The organism is Thermomonas fusca DSM 15424 (genome assembly GCF_000423885.1).
Lineage (GTDB): Bacteria > Pseudomonadota > Gammaproteobacteria > Xanthomonadales > Xanthomonadaceae > Thermomonas > Thermomonas fusca.
This window is the reverse complement of record NZ_AUIV01000013.1, coordinates 23,883-40,445: the sequence shown is the minus strand read 5'-3', so window position 1 is coordinate 40,445 and position 16,563 is coordinate 23,883. Positions and strand designations below refer to the sequence as shown.

14 protein-coding genes and 1 pseudogene are annotated in these 16,563 nt (G+C 67.7%); 7 read left to right on the top strand and 8 right to left on the bottom strand.

Annotated elements, in window-relative coordinates; translation table 11 throughout:
* Positions 1-32 precede the first annotated feature (32 nt).
* The 3 genes and pseudogenes from G582_RS0107505 to G582_RS15920 all read left to right on the top strand — a co-directional run.
* A complete protein-coding gene (locus G582_RS0107505; RefSeq protein ID WP_038053331.1) occupies positions 33-317 on the top strand; it encodes an STAS domain-containing protein in 285 nt (94 codons plus the stop codon).
* Positions 314-679: a response regulator gene (locus G582_RS0107500; RefSeq protein ID WP_028839310.1), complete on the top strand. Its 366-nt coding sequence runs from the start codon at positions 314-316 to the stop codon at positions 677-679. Before G582_RS0107505 ends, G582_RS0107500 begins: the two co-directional genes overlap by 4 nt.
* A 17-nt stretch (positions 680-696) precedes the next feature.
* Positions 697-2,682: pseudogene (locus tag G582_RS15920) on the top strand (chemotaxis protein CheA); the annotation flags it as partial.
* Between the two features lie 150 nt (positions 2,683-2,832).
* Here the strand turns inward: G582_RS15920 and G582_RS0107490 are convergent.
* The 5 genes from G582_RS0107490 to G582_RS15915 all read right to left on the bottom strand — a co-directional run bounded on the left by G582_RS0107490 (position 2,833) and on the right by G582_RS15915 (position 7,885).
* Complete coding sequence (locus G582_RS0107490) at positions 2,833-3,153, bottom strand: DUF3817 domain-containing protein (protein ID WP_028839309.1); 321 nt, start codon at positions 3,151-3,153, stop codon at positions 2,833-2,835.
* 523 nt (positions 3,154-3,676) lie between these two features.
* Positions 3,677-6,268 carry a bifunctional aconitate hydratase 2/2-methylisocitrate dehydratase gene (gene acnB, locus G582_RS0107485; protein WP_028839308.1) on the bottom strand — a complete coding sequence of 864 codons (2,592 nt, stop codon included), beginning with the start codon at positions 6,266-6,268 and terminating at the stop codon, positions 3,677-3,679.
* Positions 6,269-6,309: 41 nt separating this feature from the next.
* Positions 6,310-6,708: a type II toxin-antitoxin system VapC family toxin gene (locus tag G582_RS0107480; protein WP_028839307.1), complete on the bottom strand. Its 399-nt coding sequence runs from the start codon at positions 6,706-6,708 to the stop codon at positions 6,310-6,312.
* Complete coding sequence (locus tag G582_RS0107475; RefSeq protein ID WP_028839306.1) at positions 6,705-6,905, bottom strand: AbrB/MazE/SpoVT family DNA-binding domain-containing protein; 201 nt, start codon at positions 6,903-6,905, stop codon at positions 6,705-6,707. The genes G582_RS0107480 and G582_RS0107475 overlap by 4 nt, the downstream gene beginning before the upstream one ends.
* Before the next feature lie 155 nt (positions 6,906-7,060).
* Positions 7,061-7,885, bottom strand: coding sequence for a GGDEF domain-containing protein (locus G582_RS15915; RefSeq protein WP_169380585.1), 825 nt, complete (start codon positions 7,883-7,885; stop codon positions 7,061-7,063).
* Positions 7,886-8,010: 125 nt separating this feature from the next.
* Between G582_RS15915 and acnA the strand changes: the two genes are divergently transcribed.
* Positions 8,011-10,767, top strand: a complete 2,757-nt coding sequence (acnA, locus tag G582_RS0107465) for an aconitate hydratase AcnA (protein ID WP_028839305.1) — start codon at positions 8,011-8,013, stop codon at positions 10,765-10,767.
* Between the two features lie 31 nt (positions 10,768-10,798).
* Here the strand turns inward: acnA and G582_RS0107460 are convergent, their stop codons facing one another.
* Positions 10,799-11,251, bottom strand: coding sequence for a DUF4440 domain-containing protein (locus G582_RS0107460; protein ID WP_156880351.1), 453 nt, complete (start codon positions 11,249-11,251; stop codon positions 10,799-10,801).
* A 132-nt stretch (positions 11,252-11,383) separates the two neighbouring features.
* Here G582_RS0107460 and G582_RS0107455 point away from each other — a divergent pair, with 132 nt between their 5' ends.
* From G582_RS0107455 to G582_RS0107445, 3 genes are all read left to right on the top strand, one after another.
* Complete coding sequence (locus G582_RS0107455; protein WP_028839303.1) at positions 11,384-13,063, top strand: long-chain fatty acid--CoA ligase; 1,680 nt, start codon at positions 11,384-11,386, stop codon at positions 13,061-13,063.
* A gap of 271 nt (positions 13,064-13,334) precedes the next feature.
* The gene (locus G582_RS0107450; RefSeq protein ID WP_028839302.1) at positions 13,335-13,634 is read left to right on the top strand and encodes a helix-turn-helix transcriptional regulator; all 300 of its coding nucleotides are present in this window, start codon (positions 13,335-13,337) and stop codon (positions 13,632-13,634) included.
* Between the two features lie 6 nt (positions 13,635-13,640).
* Entirely contained in the window at positions 13,641-14,924 is a 1,284-nt protein-coding gene (locus G582_RS0107445) for a type II toxin-antitoxin system HipA family toxin (protein ID WP_028839301.1), read from the top strand.
* Positions 14,925-14,930: 6 nt separating this feature from the next.
* Here the strand turns inward: G582_RS0107445 and G582_RS15910 are convergent, their stop codons facing one another.
* Both G582_RS15910 and G582_RS0107435 read right to left on the bottom strand, forming a co-directional pair.
* Positions 14,931-16,205 carry a type II toxin-antitoxin system HipA family toxin gene (locus tag G582_RS15910; protein WP_051246970.1) on the bottom strand — a complete coding sequence of 425 codons (1,275 nt, stop codon included), beginning with the start codon at positions 16,203-16,205 and terminating at the stop codon, positions 14,931-14,933.
* On the bottom strand, positions 16,202-16,513 hold the full coding sequence (locus G582_RS0107435) for a type II toxin-antitoxin system Y4mF family antitoxin (protein WP_211219317.1): 312 nt from the start codon (positions 16,511-16,513) through the stop codon (positions 16,202-16,204). Before G582_RS0107435 ends, G582_RS15910 begins: the two co-directional genes overlap by 4 nt.
* Positions 16,514-16,563: the final 50 nt, after the last annotated feature.

The following is a 16,563-nucleotide window of genomic DNA, read 5'->3' as shown; positions in this document are numbered from 1 at the left end:
AGTCCGGGATCAAGCCCCTCACGAGACGTCCAATGCCATTGTCACTGCAAGCCGACCTCGGCATCGAACAGGTCGCCGACCTGCAAGCGGCGCTGCAGTCGCACTTCGACGACGAAGTGCTGGAACTGTCCGGCGCCGAGGTGCGCCGCGTGCACACTGCCGGGCTGCAGCTGCTGCACGCCTTCATGCGCGACCGCGCCGCGCGCGGCCGCGTCACCACCATTACCCTTCCCTCTCCCACCCTGGTGGAAGCCGCGCGCCAGCTCGCGCTCGCGGCCAGCCTGGGTGTCGATCCCGCCCCCGGAGACACCGCGTGAGTGCAAACCTTCTGATCGTCGACGATTCCACCTCCATGCGCCAGATGGTGGCCTTCGCCCTGTCCGGCGGCGGCTACAACGTCAAGGAAGCGGAGGACGGCATTGCCGCGCTGGAAGTGGCCAAGACACAGAAGTTCGACGCGGTGATCACCGACGTCAACATGCCGCGGATGGACGGGATCGAACTGATCCGCCAGCTGCGCGCCCTGCCCAGCTACAAGTTCACCCCGCTGCTGATGCTCACCACCGAGTCCGGCGTCGACAAGAAGAGCGAAGGCAAGGCCGCCGGTGCCACCGGCTGGCTGGTCAAGCCGTTCGATCCCGAGCAGCTGCTCGCCACCGTTCGCAAGGTTCTCGGCTAAGCCGTCTCGGGGCATCCATGGACATCACCCGCTTCCACGCCACCTTCTTCGAAGAAAGCCGCGAAAACCTCGCCGCCATGGAAGCCGGACTGCTGGACATGGAATCCGGCGGCGGCGGCGGCGACACCATCCACGTGGTGTTCCGCGCCGCGCATTCGATCAAGGGCGGCAGCGCCACCTTCGGCTTCACCGCCATCGCCGACCTGACCCACCTGCTGGAAACCCTGCTGGACGAAGCCCGCAGCGGCAAGCGCACGCTCGAGGGCGTGGCCATCAGCGCCCTGCTGGGCTCGGTGGATGCGCTGCGCATGCTGCTGGCCGCAGCCGAACACGGCGACGCCATCGACCAGGCCATGCTGGCGCGCGCGCGCGCCGAGCTGGAGCGCCTGCTGTCGGGCGCAGGCGCCGCTGCCGACATCGCCGCGCCGATCGCGGCGGCAGCCGCACCGGCCGCGAGCGCCGACCCGCAGGGCTGGTCGATCAGCTTCGAGCCGGAGCGCTCGCTGTTCCTCAGCGGCAACGACCCGCTGCGCATGCTGCGTGAACTGGAGCAGCTGGGCGAACTGAAGGTCGCCTGCCGCGACGACGCACTGCCGCCGTTCGCCGAACTCGATCCGTTCGAAGCCTGGCTGGCCTGGGACCTGCAGCTGATCGGCAACGTCAAGCGCTCGGCCATCGAAGACACGTTCGCGTGGGTCGAGGATCAGTGCACCCTCAATATCGAACCGCTGGCGGCTGCCGCAACTCCTGCAGCGACGCCGCCTGCCGCGGCAGTGGCCGCCGCCGTGCCTGCCGCGGCGGAAGTGCCCGCGCCTGCCAGCGCCGCGCCTGCGGCAGCTGCAAGCAACGCCCGCCATGACGCCGGCGAAACCACCATCCGCGTGGCGGTCGACAAGGTCGATGCACTGATCAACCTGGTCGGCGAGCTGGTCATCACCCAGGCCATGCTGGCGCAGCGCTCGGCCGAACTCGATCCCGGCCTGCACGAGCAGCTGCTGGCCGGTCTCGGCCAGCTCGATCGGAACACCCGCGACCTGCAGGAAGCGGTGATGTCGGTGCGCATGCTGCCGGTGGATTTCGCGTTCAGCCGCTTCCCGCGGATGGTGCGCGACATCGCCTCGCGGCTGGGCAAGAAGGTCAACCTCAAGACCTCCGGCGAAGGCACCGAGCTGGACAAGGGCGTGATCGAGAAGATCGTCGACCCGCTGGTGCACCTGGTGCGCAACGCCATCGACCACGGCCTGGAAACCACCGAGCAGCGCATCGCCGCCGGCAAGCCCGAGGCCGGCACGGTGACCCTGTCGGCCGCGCATCAGGGTGGCCACATCATCATCGAAGTGGGTGACGACGGCCGTGGCCTCAACCGCGAGCGGATCCTGGCCAAGGCCACCGAGCGCGGCATCCCGCTGCCGGAAAATCCCACCGACGCGCAGGTGTGGGATCTGGTGTTCGCGCCCGGTTTCTCCACCGCCGAAGCGCTCACCGATCTGTCCGGCCGCGGCGTCGGCATGGACGTGGTGCGCAAGAACATCAACGCGCTGGGCGGGCAGGTGGAAATCCGCAGCCGCCACGGCGAAGGCACCACCGTCTCGATCCGCCTGCCGCTGACCATGGCCATCCTCGACGGCATGACCGTGGCGGTGGGTGGCGAAGTCTTCATCCTGCCGCTGAACGTGGTGGTGGAATCGCTGCAGCCCGCGGCCGACCACATCAAGACGGTGGCCGGCGACTCGCGCCTGCTGCGCGTGCGCGAGGACTACGTGCCGCTGCTCGACCTCGCCAACCATTACGGCCTGCCCGCCACCCGCACCGACGCCCAGCCGATCGCGGTGGTGGTGGAGAGCCAAGGCCAGCGGCTGGCGCTGGAAGTGGACGAGCTGCTGGGCCAGCAGCAGGTGGTGGTCAAGAACCTGGAGCGCAACTACCGCCGCATCGCCGGCGTGGCCGGCGCCACCATCCTCGGCGACGGCCGGGTGGCGCTGATCGTGGACGTGGGCAGCCTGTCCACCAAGACCCAGGCCGCGCCCGTGGCGATCACCGAGGAATACCTGCAGGGCGAGATGGCCAAGGTCATCGAACTGTCCAAGCGCGTGCGCAAGGTCGCCTGACCCGTACGCGCAACGTCTCGCGGCAGCGCCGCGAGGCACGTGGCTTCAACGGTTGGACAGCAGCCCGCGGTGCCGATACCAGAGTTCCAGCGGCCAGGTGACCAGCGGCGGGATCGCCGCCAGCACGGCCAGCAGCAGCGCCCACATCGGCCAGCGCAGCCGCGAACCGACGATGAAACAGATCACCACGTAAGCCAGGAACGCCGCACCGTGCAGGCGCCCGAACAGCCACACGCCCAGATCGGTGGTGCCGCTGACGTACTTCAGGTACATGCCGACCAGCAGCCCGGTCCAGGTCAACGCCTCGATCAACGCGATGGCAACGAACAGTTTCCCGGAGGGGGCGAGCGGCGGCCTGGTGGTCATTGCGGAGTCGTAGGGTGTGGTCTGGCAAACGGCCGCACACCATACCTTGTTCGTTGCGGGATGGCTGCGTCGTGATTCGCGGATTGCGACGCGTCTCTATCGCAGCGTGCGCTGGCCGGCAGGTACAGCGCCGAATGTCCCCCGGCATCGGCGCCGGCGCCGCTGCCTCCTCCTTGATTTCGGCGCCGCACCCACCCGCCACCGCACGCACCCGATGAAATCGCGATCCGGAGCAACGTCACACACCCCGCCCATTGATCAGGCGATACCGTCATCAGGTGAGAAACACCGCCCTCCCCTCCGCCGCCACGTAATTCCGTGACGTTCCCCGTCGGGCCGGCGCTGCTGCGAAATCAAGGAGGAGGCAGCGGCGTTCACGCCGATGCCGGAGGACATTCGCAGCGGCGCCGGCCCGGCGGGGAACGCTGCGGGAACCCACGACAGCCCGCGCTGATCACCAGTCGCCAAAAGAAACGCCCGGCAATGCCGGGCGTTTGCTTGTCCCACATGGAGCGGAGAACGCTTACGCCGCGACCGTCGCCGCCACCTGCTGGTAGTCCGCGATCTGGTCGAAGTTCATGTAGCGGTAGATCGCATCGCCGTTCGCGTTGACCACGCCGATGTCGGCCAGGTACTCCTCGCGGGTCGGGATGCGACCCAGGCGCGCGCAGATCGCCGACAGCTCGGCCGAACCCAGGTACACGTTGGTGTTGCGGCCCAGGCGATTCGGGAAGTTGCGGGTCGAGGTGGACATCGCGGTGCTGCCTTCGCGGATCTGCGCCTGGTTGCCCATGCACAGCGAGCAGCCGGGCATCTCCATGCGTGCGCCGGCCGCGCCGAAGGTGCCGTAGTGGCCTTCGTTGGTCAGCTCGGCAGCGTCCATCTTGGTGGGCGGCGCGATCCACAGGCGGGTGGGGATGTCGCGCTTGCCTTCCAGCAGCTTGGCCGCGGCGCGGAAGTGGCCGATGTTGGTCATGCACGAACCGATGAACACCTCGTCGATCTGCGCGCCGGCCACGTCGGACAGGGTCTTGGCATCGTCCGGATCGTTCGGGCAGCAGACGATCGGCTCCTTGATGTCGGCCAGGTCGATCTCGATCACTGCCGCGTATTCGGCATCGGCGTCGGCTTCCAGCAGCTGCGGATCGGCCAGCCAGGCCTCCATCTTCTCGATGCGGCGCTGCAGGGTGCGGGCATCCGCATAACCTTCCGCGATCATCCACTTCAGCAGGGTCACGTTGCTGGTGAGGTATTCGATGATCGGCGCCTTGTCCAGGCGCACCGTGCAGGCCGCCGCGGAACGCTCGGCGGACGCGTCGGCCAGCTCGAACGCCTGCTCGATCTTCAGGTTCGGCAGGCCTTCGATCTCGAGGATGCGGCCGGAGAAGATGTTCTTCTTGCCCTTCTTCTCGACGGTCAGCAGGCCGGCCTTGATCGCGTACAGCGGGATCGCGTGGACCAGGTCGCGCAGGGTCACGCCCGGCTGCATCTCGCCCTTGAAGCGCACCAGCACCGATTCCGGCATGTCCAGCGGCATCACCCCGGTGGCGGCGGCGAACGCCACCAGGCCGGAGCCGGCCGGGAACGAAATGCCGATCGGGAAGCGGGTGTGGCTGTCGCCGCCGGTGCCCACGGTGTCGGGCAGCAGCATGCGGTTGAGCCAGCTGTGGATGATGCCGTCGCCCGGACGCAGCGACACGCCGCCGCGGGTGGAGATGAACTCCGGCAGGGTGTGGTGGGTCTTCACGTCCACCGGCTTCGGATAGGCGGCGGTGTGGCAGAACGACTGCATCACCAGATCAGCGCTGAAGCCCAGGCAGGCCAGGTCCTTCAGCTCGTCGCGGGTCATCGGGCCGGTGGTGTCCTGGCTGCCCACCGAGGTCATCCGCGGCTCGCAGTAGGTGCCCGGGCGCATGCCCTTGCCCTCCGGCAGGCCGCAGGCGCGGCCGACCAGCTTCTGCGCCAGGGTGAAGCCCTTGCCGGTATCCGGCGGCACCACCGGCAGGCGGAAAAGATCGGTCACCGGCAGGCCCAGCGCTTCGCGCGCCTTGGCGGTCAGGCCGCGGCCGATGATCAGCGGGATGCGGCCGCCGGCGCGGGCTTCGTCCAGCAGCACTTCGGACTTCAGCTCGAAGCTGGCGATTTCCTTGCCGTCCTTCAGCGCCTTGCCTTCGTACGGACGCAGCTCGATTACGTCGCCGTGGTTCATCTGCGAGACGTCCAGTTCGATCGGCAGCGCGCCCGCGTCTTCCATCGTGTTGTAGAAGATCGGCGCGATCTTGCTGCCCAGGCAGACGCCGCCATCACGCTTGTTGGGGATGTGCGGAATGTCGTTGCCGGTCCACCACAGCACGCTGTTGGTGGCGGACTTGCGGCTGGAGCCGGTGCCGACCACGTCGCCCACGTAGGCCACGGTATGGCCCTTTTCCTTGAGCTTGAGGATGGCGCCGATCGGGCCGCGCTTGCCATCTTCCTCCGGCACGAACGGCGCATCGGGGCGCTTGTTCTTCAACATCGCCAGCGCGTGCATCGGGATGTCCGGGCGGGTGGTGGCGTCGGGCGCCGGCGACAGATCATCGGTATTGGTTTCGCCCGGCACCTTGAACACGGTGATGGTCAGGCTCTGCGGGACTTCCGGCTTGCTGGTGAACCACTCGGCGTCGGCCCAGCTCTGCAGCACGGCCTGGGCGTTGGCATTGCCGGCCTTGGCCTTGTCCTGCACGTCGTGGAAGGCATCGAACACCAGCAGGGTGTGCTTGAGCGCATTGGCGGCCACGCCGCCCACTTCGGCGTCGTCCAGCAGCTGCACCAGCGGCGCCACGTTGTAGCCGCCCAGCATGGTGCCCAGCAGTTCGGTGGCGCGCGCGCGCGGGATCAGCGGGTTTACCTCGCTACCGAACGCCAGCGCGGCCAGGTAGCTGGCCTTGACCTTGGCGGCGTCGTCCACGCCGGCCGGCACGCGGTTGACCAGCAGGTCGAGCAGGAATGCACCCTCGCCTGCGGGCGGGTTCTTCAGCAGTTCGATCAGGTCGGCGGTCTGCTGCGGGGTCAACGGCAGCGCGGGGATGCCGAGGGCGGCGCGTTCGGCTTCGTGTTGGCGGTAGGCGGCGAGCATGTGGGGGTTTCCTTGGCAGGTGTTACGTGTGGAGAGGGCCGTCAGTCCCGGGGGACGATCAACTTCAGGCCCTTGAAGTAATCGCGATGGAACTCGGCGTCGAAGGTGATCAGCGCATCGCACTGCAGCAGCGCGTGGGCACCGACCAGGAAGTCGGAAATCGGGCGCGGTTCGCCGCCGCGCTGGCGCTGGCGGCGCTGCATCTCGCCGGCGCGCAGCGCCGACTTGGATTCCACCGCGCTGTAATGGATGCCCATTTCCTCCAGCGCAGCCAGTGCGTCGGCGCCGTTGCGCAGCGCGGCGGACAGCTGCGCCAATGCAGCGTCGCTGACCACCACCCGGCCGGCGCCCAGCGCTTGGCGCAGGGTCGTCTCCACGGCGTCGGCATGGACGCCGTCGGCCAGCAGCTCGACCAGCACCGGCGCGTCGACGGCGATCACGCGGGCTTGCCCTTGCCGCCGGCGTCCAGCGCGAATTTGCCGCGCACCCGCGAAATGGCGTCGTCGACATGCTTGCTCAGGACGATGCGGCCGCCGTCCAGTTCGACCTTGAGCACGCTGCCCTTGGTCAGCCCCAGGGCATCACGCACCGCCTTCGGCAGGGTGATCTGGCCGCGCTCCGCGACGGTGGCTTCCATGGGCAGCCCTGCGCTTTGGGTAGGCCCGAATTATACATACTTTTCGATGCATACTCTAAACCGCCCGGCAAGCGGAAGCCCGGCCGGCGCCTCACGCCATACGGTCACCTGCTCGATCTGCCGGCCGCCACGAAACCGCCCTGCCCCGCGCGAATTCAGCCCAGGCTGGTGCGGGCGCCGCCGGCGTGCTTGGCCAGGTACAGCGCCCGGTCGGCGCGCTGGCGCAGCTGCGCCGGAGCCATGTCGTCCTCGCCCAGCTGCACCAGGCCGGCGCTGAAGCTGACGTAGTTCGGGCCGGCCGCGGCGGTATGCCAACTCCTGCAGCTGGCGAAGGCGGCGTGCAGGCGTTGGCTGAAGCGCTTGGCGCCTTCCATGTCGGTATCGGTGAGGATCACCGCGAAGGCATCGCCGCCCAGCCGCGCCGGCAGGTCGGAGGTGCGGCAGACCGAGCGCAGCAGCCGCGCGGCCTCGGCCAGCACCTCATCGCCGATCGCATGCGACCAGTTGTCGTTGATCTGGCGGATGTGGTCGAGGTCCAGCAGCATCAGGCTCAGCGCCTGCCCATGGCGCTTGGAGCGGGCGAAATGATGGGCAAAGCCCTCGTCGAAGGCGCGCCCGTTGGGCAGCCCGGTCAGGCCGTCCTCATGGGCCTGGCGGCCGAACTCCACCGCCTGCTGCTGCAGGCGCTCGACCAGTCCTTCGCGTTCCCGCCGCGCCGCCTGCAGCTGTTCGCCCTGCTGGCGCATGCTGGTGGCGTATTCGTCCAGCTGCCCCTGCAGGCGCTCGCGCTCACGGCGCTCACGCAGGCCCCAGACCCACGCGGCCCCGGCCCCCGACAGCGCGAACAGCAAGAGTGCCCACGGCCACACGCTGCTGCCCTGCCCGCCCGCGGCGTGCGTGGGTGGCGCTGCCAGCAACACCGCCAGCATTGCGCCGGCACGTGGGCCGGTCTTGAAGTGGATTGCCCGCGTGGGTTTCATCACCGAACCTCGCCCCTTTTCAATCCGGCTTAACATTGGAACCGCAAGATGTCGCGGGGACCCCCCGCTTTTTTTCAGCGTCCGGATGCACGCGGACGCCGCCACGCATTTCCGGGAGCACGTCCATGAGCAATACCTTCGCCACCCGCGCCACGCTCAACGTTAACGGCCAAGACTACGCTTTCCATAGCCTGCCGGCGCTGGGCGAACGCTTCGACCTGAAGCACCTGCCCTGGTCGATGAAGATCCTGCTGGAGAACCTGCTCCGCCACGAAGACGGCGTGAGCGTGCTGCCAGCGCATATCGAGGCGGTGGCGAAGTGGACCCCGAAGGCGCTGCCGGACACCGAGATCGCGTTCATGCCGGGCCGGGTAATCCTGCAGGACTTCACCGGCGTGCCCTGCGTGGTGGACCTGGCCGCGATGCGCGACGCGGTGGTCAAGCTGGGCGGCCGGCCCGAGCAGATCAACCCGCAAATTCCATCCGAACTGGTCATCGACCACTCGGTGCAGGTGGACGCTTTCGCCCGCCCGGACGCGCTTGAAATCAACGGCCGCATCGAATTCGAGCGCAATGCCGAGCGTTACGGCTTCCTGCGCTGGGGCCAGAAAGCATTTGCAGACTTCAAGGTGGTGCCGCCCAACACCGGCATCGTCCATCAGGTGAACCTGGAGTACCTGGCGCGGGTGGTGATGACCCGGCAGATCGACGGCGAGCTGTGGGCCTTCCCCGACACCCTGTTCGGCACCGACAGCCACACCACCATGGTCAACGGCATCGGCGTGCTGGGCTGGGGCGTGGGCGGCATCGAGGCCGAGGCGGCGATGCTGGGCCAACCCTCGTCGATGCTGATCCCGCAGGTGGTGGGCTTCCAGCTCACCGGCCGGCTGCCGGAAGGTGCCACCGCCACCGACCTGGTGCTGACCGTCACCCAGATGCTGCGCCAGCACGGCGTGGTCGGGAAGTTCGTGGAGTTCTACGGCGACGGGCTGCAGCACCTGCCGCTGGCCGACCGCGCCACCATCGGCAACATGTCGCCGGAATACGGCGCCACCTGCGCGATCTTCCCGATCGACGCCGAATCGCTCAATTACCTGCGCCTGTCCGGGCGCAGCGAAGCGCAGATCGCGCTGGTCGAGGCCTATGCCAAGGCGCAGGGCCTGTGGCACGCGCCGGACAGCCCGCATGCGCAGTACAGCTCGATGCTGGCGCTGGACATGGCAACGGTGCGGCCCTCGCTGGCCGGCCCCAAGCGGCCGCAGGACCGGGTGCTGTTGCCGCAGATGCCCGACAACAGCCGCGCCGCGATCGCGGTGCTGACCTCCGCACGCGACAAGCGCAGCGAGGAGGTGGCCGACTTCATCGCCGAAGGCGGCGGCGCCGCAGTCGGCAACGAACAGCATGGCAAGGGCCAGGCCGACATCGCCATCGACGGCAAGCACATGCGGATCAAGGACGGCGCCGTGGTCATCGCCGCCATCACTTCCTGCACCAACACCTCCAATCCCGCGGTGATGGTGGCGGCCGGCCTGCTGGCCCGCAATGCCGCCGCGCGCGGGCTGACCCGCAAGCCGTGGGTGAAGACCTCATTGGCACCTGGCTCGCGGGTGGTGACCGACTACCTGCAGAAGGCCGGCCTGCTGGACGAGCTGGAGAAGATCGGCTTCTACACCGTGGGCTACGGCTGCACCACCTGCATCGGCAACTCCGGGCCGCTGCCGGTGGAAGTCAGCGCCGGCATTGCCGCCGGCGACCTGTGCGTGGCCTCGGTGCTGTCGGGCAACCGCAATTTCGAAGGCCGCATCCACGCCGAAGTGAAAATGAACTACCTGGCCAGCCCGCCGCTGGTGGTGGCCTACGCGCTGGTCGGCAGCACCACCGTGGATCTGACCAGCGAACCGCTGGGCAATGATCGCGATGGCAACCCGGTGTACCTGAAGGACGTCTGGCCGGCCAGCGCGGAGATCCATTCCACCATCGCCGCCACCATCGGCCCGGACATGTTCAAGTCCAACTACGCCGACGTGTTCAAGGGCGATGCGCGCTGGAACGGCATCGCCTCGCCCGACGGCCAGCTGTATGCGTGGAGCGGCGACTCCACCTACATCAAGAACCCGCCCTACTTCGACGGCATGACCATGGCGGTGGGCAGCATCGACGACATCGCCGGCGCGCGCGTGCTGGGCTATTTCGGCGATTCCATCACCACCGACCACATCAGCCCGGCCGGCAGCATCAAGAAGGATTCGCCGGCCGGCCGCTACCTGATGGCTCGCGGCGTGGCCCCGCAGGACTTCAACAGCTACGGCAGCCGCCGCGGCAACGACGACGTGATGGTGCGCGGCACCTTCGCCAACATCCGCATCAAGAACCGCTTCTTCGGCGGCGAGGAAGGCGGCAACACGCTGTATTTCGGCGCGCAGCCGCCGGAGAAACTGGCGATCTTCGATGCCGCGATGAAGTACAAGGCCGACGGCACGCCGCTGCTGGTGATCGCCGGCAAGGAATACGGCACCGGCTCCAGCCGCGACTGGGCCGCCAAGGGCACCCTGCTGCTGGGGGTGAAGGCGGTGATCGCGGAAAGCTTCGAGCGCATCCACCGCAGCAACCTGGTGGGCATGGGCGTGCTGCCGCTGCAGTTCAAGGACGGCCAGACCGCCACCAGCCTGGGGCTGAGCGGCACCGAGACCTACGCCGTCAGCGGCCTGGCCGACGGCAGCACCAAGACCGCCACCGTCACCGCCACCCGCATCGACGGCACCAGGATCGTGTTCGAGGTGGACGTGCTGCTGCTGACCCCAAAGGAAGTGGAATACGCCCGCCACGGCGGCCTGCTGCAGTACGTGCTTCGGCAGCTGGCAGCACGCCCGGCGAGCGCATAAGCGCCATCGACCGGTAGCGGAAGGCGGCGGCCTACAGCGCCGCCTTCCAGCCGGCGCTGCGCAATTTCCATTCGCCGTCGACATAGCGCCAGCCGGTTTCCACGCGATATGCCTGCCCGCGTTCCGGCAGCAAGCCGCCAACGCCGCCGGTGGCCAGCAGGTTGAAGCGGGCCACCGCATCGGCGTCGCCACGCAATTCCACTGCAACCGGGCCCAGCTTCGCCCCGACATCGCGGTAACGCAGGAAGATTCCTGCCGCCAACCGCTTGGCGCCGCGTCGATCCAACCCGTCGTTGCCGATGAAATCATCGGCCAGTAGCGCCTCCACGGCAGCGGCATCGCGCGCATCGATGGCGGCTTGCAGCGCCTGCAGCTGCGCGCGCACCGCCTGCTCCGGCGCCGGCTTGTTGCAACCGGTCAAGAACAGCGCCAGCAGCAGCGCGAACACGCCGAAGCGCCTTCCCATCGTTTGCAGGAAATTCACCGGATGCCGCACTGCAGCAGCCCCTTGCCCGTGGGCATCGCCTTGTCAGGCATGGGAGGCTATGCTCAAATCGAACGCAAATCCATACGCCGCCGCATCCGATGGCGGATCACACTCGCAGGGGAGCAGTGCATGAGTTTCGACCGTCCTTGGCTGGCCCATTACCCGGCCGGCGTGCCTGCCGAAATCGACATGAACGAGTTCGCGTCGATCAACGACGTGTTCGAAACGGCGCTGCAGAAGTATCGCGACAACACCGCCTTCATCAACATGGGCAAGGCGATCACCTACGCCGAGTTGGACCGCCTGAGCCGCGACTTCGCCGGCTACCTGCTGGGCGAGCTGAAGCTGAAGAAGGGCGATCGGGTGGCGATCATGATGCCCAACTGCCTGCAATATCCGATCGCCCTGTTCGGCGTGCTGCGCGCCGGTCTGACCGTGGTCAACACCAACCCGATGTACACCGCGCGCGAGCTCAAGCACCAGATGGTGGACTCCGGCGCCAGCGTACTGGTGGTGCTGGACAACTTCGGCAAGGTGGCGCAGGAAGTGCTGGCCCAGGTACCGGGCGTGCGCGCCATCACCACCGGCCTCGGCGACATGCTGGGCTTCCCCAAGGGCAGCATCGTCAACTTCGTGCTCAAGCACGTGAAGAAGATGGTGCCGGACTACGCCATCCCGGGTGCGGTGCGCTTCCGCGACGTCCTCACCCTGGGCCGCATGCACCAGCTGCCGCAGATCAAGAACGCACCGGAAGACCTGGCCTTCCTGCAATACACCGGCGGCACCACCGGCGTCTCCAAGGGCGCCATGCTGACCCATCGCAACATGGTGGCCAACATGCAGCAGGCCGCGGCGTGGGTGGGCACCAACATCAAGCCGGGCGAGGAGAAGATCGTCACCGCGCTGCCGCTGTACCACATCTTCGCGCTGACCGCGAACAGCCTGGTGTTCATGAAGTTCGGCGCAGCCAACCTGCTGATCACCAACCCGCGCGACATGCCCGGCTTCGTCAAGGAGCTGAAAAGTTCCGGCTTCACCGCCATCACCGGCGTCAACACCCTGTTCAACGGCCTGCTGCACACGCCCGGTTTCGATGAGGTGGATTTCTCGCGCCTGCACCTCACCCTGGGCGGCGGCATGGCGGTCCAGCGCGCCGTGGCGGAAAAGTGGAAACAGGTCACCGGTGTGACCCTGGCCGAAGCCTACGGCCTCACCGAAACCGCGCCGGCGGTGTGCATCAACCCGCTGGACCTGCGCGAGTACAACGGTTCCATCGGCCTGCCGGTGCCGTCCACCGACGTCTGCATCAAGGGCGAGGACGGCAGCATCCTGCCGATGGGCGAGATCGGCGAGCTGTGCGTGAAGGGCCCGCAGGTGATGAAGGGCTACTGGCAGCGCCCCGAGGAAACCGCCAAGGTCATGGATGCCGAGGGCTGGCTGCACACCGGCGACATGGCGAAGATGGACGCGCAGGGCTACTTCTACATCGTCGACCGCAAGAAAGACATGATCCTGGTGTCCGGTTTCAACGTGTATCCGAACGAAGTGGAAGACGTGATTGCGATGATGCCGGGCGTGCTGGAAGTCGCCGCCATCGGCGTGCCGGACGAACACTCCGGCGAGACGGTGAAGGTGTTCATCGTCAAGAAGGACCCCGCGCTCACCGCCGAGCAGGTGAAGGCGTTCTGCCACGAGAACCTGACCGGCTACAAGCGTCCGAAGCTGGTCGAGTTCCGCAACGAACTGCCCAAGAGCAACGTCGGCAAGATCCTGCGCAAGGAACTGCGCGAGCCGGTCAAGGCGGGCTGACGGGTCTGGGGCACAGGGATCGCGGCGCACGCCGCGATTCCCTCCCCCGTGCGGTGCCACCCGCATGGCGTGGCCTCCACGGGCAGCCGGGACCGACCCGACTGGCCGAAAAGGCACGCAAAGACGATCCAGATAAGAGGCACATTTTCGCCTCTTATCCTCATTAATCCAATTTGTAGGCAGAATTCCGCCCTTATTGGACACTTCAATTTTTTGGCGTTATCCTGCCCTCAACGATGGCCACGGCCGCGTAGAGGCAGGAATCCGCCCCATGGCTACTCCATCCTTCCAAACCCCGGAAGAGATCCAAACGGATCTGGGCCAGCGGCTGCGGCAGTTGCGGCTGGGCCAGCGCCTGACCCAGGCCGGGCTGGCCAGCCGGGCTGGCGTCTCGCCGCGGGCACTGCGCGGGCTGGAAGCTGGCGAAGGCTCATCTCTGATCACCGTGATCCGCGTGCTCAAGGCCCTCGGCGCGCTGACCAGCCTGGACGCGCTGGCGCCGCAACCCACGATCAGCCCGATGGCCCTGCTCGCCGGCAACCGCGCGCGCAAACGCGGCACCCGCCACTGATCGCGCATGAAACACGTCGACGTCATCGAGGTGCGGATATGGGGCAAGCGGGTCGGCGCCGTGGCGCAGGATCCCAGGCTGGGCGCGTACGTGTTCGAGTACGCGGACAGCTGGCGCCGCACGGGCATCGCGCTTTCGCCTTTCATGATGCCGCTGGATCGGGCCGAGGGCCGCTTCGCCTTTCCCGCGCTGGATCCCGATGCCTTCCATCGCCTGCCCGGCCTGCTTGCCGACGCATTGCCCGACGATTTCGGCAACCAGCTGATCAACGGCTGGATGGCCAGCCACGGCATCCGGCCGGAGGAAGTGACCGCGCTGGACCGGCTGGCCTACATGGGCCGGCGCGGGATGGGCGCGCTGGAGTTCCGCCCCACCCGCGGCGGCAACACGGAGACCGCAGCCCCGATCGAGATGAAGGCCCTGGTGGAGGTGGCGCGCAAGGCGGTCCACGGCGGCCTTGCCGGCGACCCGGAGGCGCAGGCGGCGCTGGCCAGCATCATCCGCGTGGGAACCTCCGCCGGTGGTGCCCGCGCCAAGGCGGTGGTGGCGTGGAACCCCGCCATCGGTGAGCTGCGCAGCGGACAGTTCGACGCGGCGCCGGGCTTCGAGCACTGGCTGTTGAAGTTCGACGGGATGGGCGCGGACCAGGAACTGGGCCAGAGCCAGTGCTACGGCCGGCGCGAATACGCCTACCACCTGATGGCCACCGCCGCCGGCATCACCATGAGCGCGTGCCGGCTGCTGGAGGAGAACGGCCGCGCCCACTTCATGACGCGCCGGTTCGACCGCGACGGCAACCGCAAGATCCACATGCAGACGCTGGCCGCGCTGCAGCACATGAGCCACAAGCAGCGCCGCACCCACGCCTACGAATCCCTGTTCATCACCGCCCACGGTCTGGGCCTGCGAGGGCGTGACATGGAGCAGCTGTTCCTGCGCATGGCCTTCAACGTTGCCGGCAAGAACCATGACGACCACACCAAGAACTTCGCCTTCCTGCTGCGCGAAGGCGGGGCTTGGGAACTCGCGCCCGCCTACGACGTGACCCACGCCTACAATCCCGCCGGCGAATGGACGCAGCACCACTTGATGAGCGTGGCCGGCAAGTTCGACGACATCAACGCCAACGACCTGCGCGAAGTCGCCGCGCGCTTCAGCATCCGCAACCCGTCCACGCTGATGGACCAGGTGGACGCGGCCATCGCGCGCTGGCCCGGGTTCGCGCAAGCGGCCGGATTGCCCGCTGCGGATCGCGATGATGTGGGCAGGTTGCTGATCCGGTTGCGGTAGAACCCGTCAGTGCAACCCCACGCTGCCGATGTTGTCGGCAATTGCTGTTTCGATACGCTGCACGCGCTCCCCATCGCCCCCCTGGTTCACGATGCCGGCAGCCACCGCGGGCAGCAATGCCAGCATCCGGCTGGACATCCAGCGCACCCGCTCAAGCACGAAGGCCTTGCGATACCCCGCGTCCTCCGCGAACACGGCCCAGTCGTCCGGGCCGATGCCGTCGATGCGCGCCGCACGGCCGATGCGCATGGCCGGCGCACGCTCCACCAACGAAGTGGGCAGGTAGACCGTCGGCACCAGGTCGTACAGGGGCGCCAGCCGACGCCGACCGTCGCGGCCGCACAGCAGCGCCAGATTCTTGGCGTGCGCGTCGGCATTGCCAAGCAGCGCATTGAACACCACCCAGTCCAGCAGGCCCTGCACCGCCGCGGGCCCAAGCGCCAGCCTTCGGATCAATGCGGAACACGCCGCCAGTCCCGGCCCGCCATGGCCCTCGTACTTCATGCGTTCCGGGTAGCCGAGCGCCTGACAGAAATCCTCCTGATGGAGCCGTTGCACTTCACCCCCCGGCGCGCGCGCGCGGTCATAGCGTTCGATCAGCAGCGCCGGCCGGCCCAGTACATCCACCAGACGGCCGTTCGCCGCATCCAGGCCCACCTTGCGCGCCAGCGCCAGTCCCAGCGCCTCGGCATCGCGCAGCCCGCGGAAGCGGCGGCTGTCCGGCTTGAGAATATGGGTGCTGGGCTCATTCGCGCGCGGCAGACGCAAGCGCCCATCGGCCTCGGCCACAACCGCCAGCTTGTCCTGTGCCCCAGCCAGCGACAATCGCAGCGGCGTTCCGGCCAGCGCCCAGCTGCCTTCGCCAGCGTCATCGCCCTGCAGATACAACAGGGTTTCCAGATCCGTTTCACCTGCGTCCTGCGGCGCTTCCACGCGCTCCGAAGCCGTCAATCCGGGCACCCGCAAGCTGACGGCGCCCGCACACTCACCGCCGATCGCCGCCAGCAAACCGAAATCGTCATCAAGCGCCAGGCGCAGGCGCCCGGCGATGGCTTGCCGCACCGCGCCCTCCGGCAGCAGGTTGCAGAACCAGTTGCGCACCACGGCGCCAGTCCAGGGCGCGGCGCGCACCGGCATGCTCACCGACAGCGCGGGCGGCCCGGATTCGACATAGGCAGGGCTGTAGGCAAACGCCCAATCCTCCGGACTGCGCAGCGGCCCTGAAACCGCCAGCACGCCAACCGGTTGCCCGAACAGTTCGACCTCCAGCCGGTCGGTCATGTCGCCTCCCCGCTCAACAGCAGCCGCAAGCCCAGCACCGCCAACACATCCAATACCTTGCCGAACTCCACGCCAGGCTTGCCGCGCTCCAGGTCGCCGATGAAACGCGGCCCGGTCCCGGCCAGACCCGCCAACCCCGTTTGCGTCAAACCGCTCGCCTTGCGGGCGCGGCGCACCGCCTGCCCCAGCCCCTTGGCATCGGAAAGGACGAGGGGCGACCCCGTATGGGAAGAAAGTCCGTTCATGGCGGCAGCAATGGAAGAAATATTCCCGAACGGGAAACTGCGCCTGCAGAACAACGATGTCAAGCGAAAATATTACCGTTCGGGGTCATTCATGACGGCATGGAGGACAGCGA

What these genes read in the sequence shown, in the direction of transcription:
- G582_RS0107505 (WP_038053331.1), top strand. Translation starts at nt 33, where the DNA reads ATGCCATTGTCACTGCAAGCCGACCTCGGCATCGAACAGGTCGCCGAC.
- G582_RS0107490 (WP_028839309.1), bottom strand. Translation starts at nt 3,153, where the DNA reads ATGACCACCAGGCCGCCGCTCGCCCCCTCCGGGAAACTGTTCGTTGCC.
- acnB (WP_028839308.1), bottom strand. Translation starts at nt 6,268, where the DNA reads ATGCTCGCCGCCTACCGCCAACACGAAGCCGAACGCGCCGCCCTCGGC.
- G582_RS0107475 (WP_028839306.1), bottom strand. Translation starts at nt 6,905, where the DNA reads ATGGAAGCCACCGTCGCGGAGCGCGGCCAGATCACCCTGCCGAAGGCG.
- G582_RS15915 (WP_169380585.1), bottom strand. Translation starts at nt 7,885, where the DNA reads ATGAAACCCACGCGGGCAATCCACTTCAAGACCGGCCCACGTGCCGGC.
- acnA (WP_028839305.1), top strand. Translation starts at nt 8,011, where the DNA reads ATGAGCAATACCTTCGCCACCCGCGCCACGCTCAACGTTAACGGCCAA.
- G582_RS0107455 (WP_028839303.1), top strand. Translation starts at nt 11,384, where the DNA reads ATGAGTTTCGACCGTCCTTGGCTGGCCCATTACCCGGCCGGCGTGCCT.
- G582_RS0107450 (WP_028839302.1), top strand. Translation starts at nt 13,335, where the DNA reads ATGGCTACTCCATCCTTCCAAACCCCGGAAGAGATCCAAACGGATCTG.
- G582_RS0107445 (WP_028839301.1), top strand. Translation starts at nt 13,641, where the DNA reads ATGAAACACGTCGACGTCATCGAGGTGCGGATATGGGGCAAGCGGGTC.
- G582_RS15910 (WP_051246970.1), bottom strand. Translation starts at nt 16,205, where the DNA reads ATGACCGACCGGCTGGAGGTCGAACTGTTCGGGCAACCGGTTGGCGTG.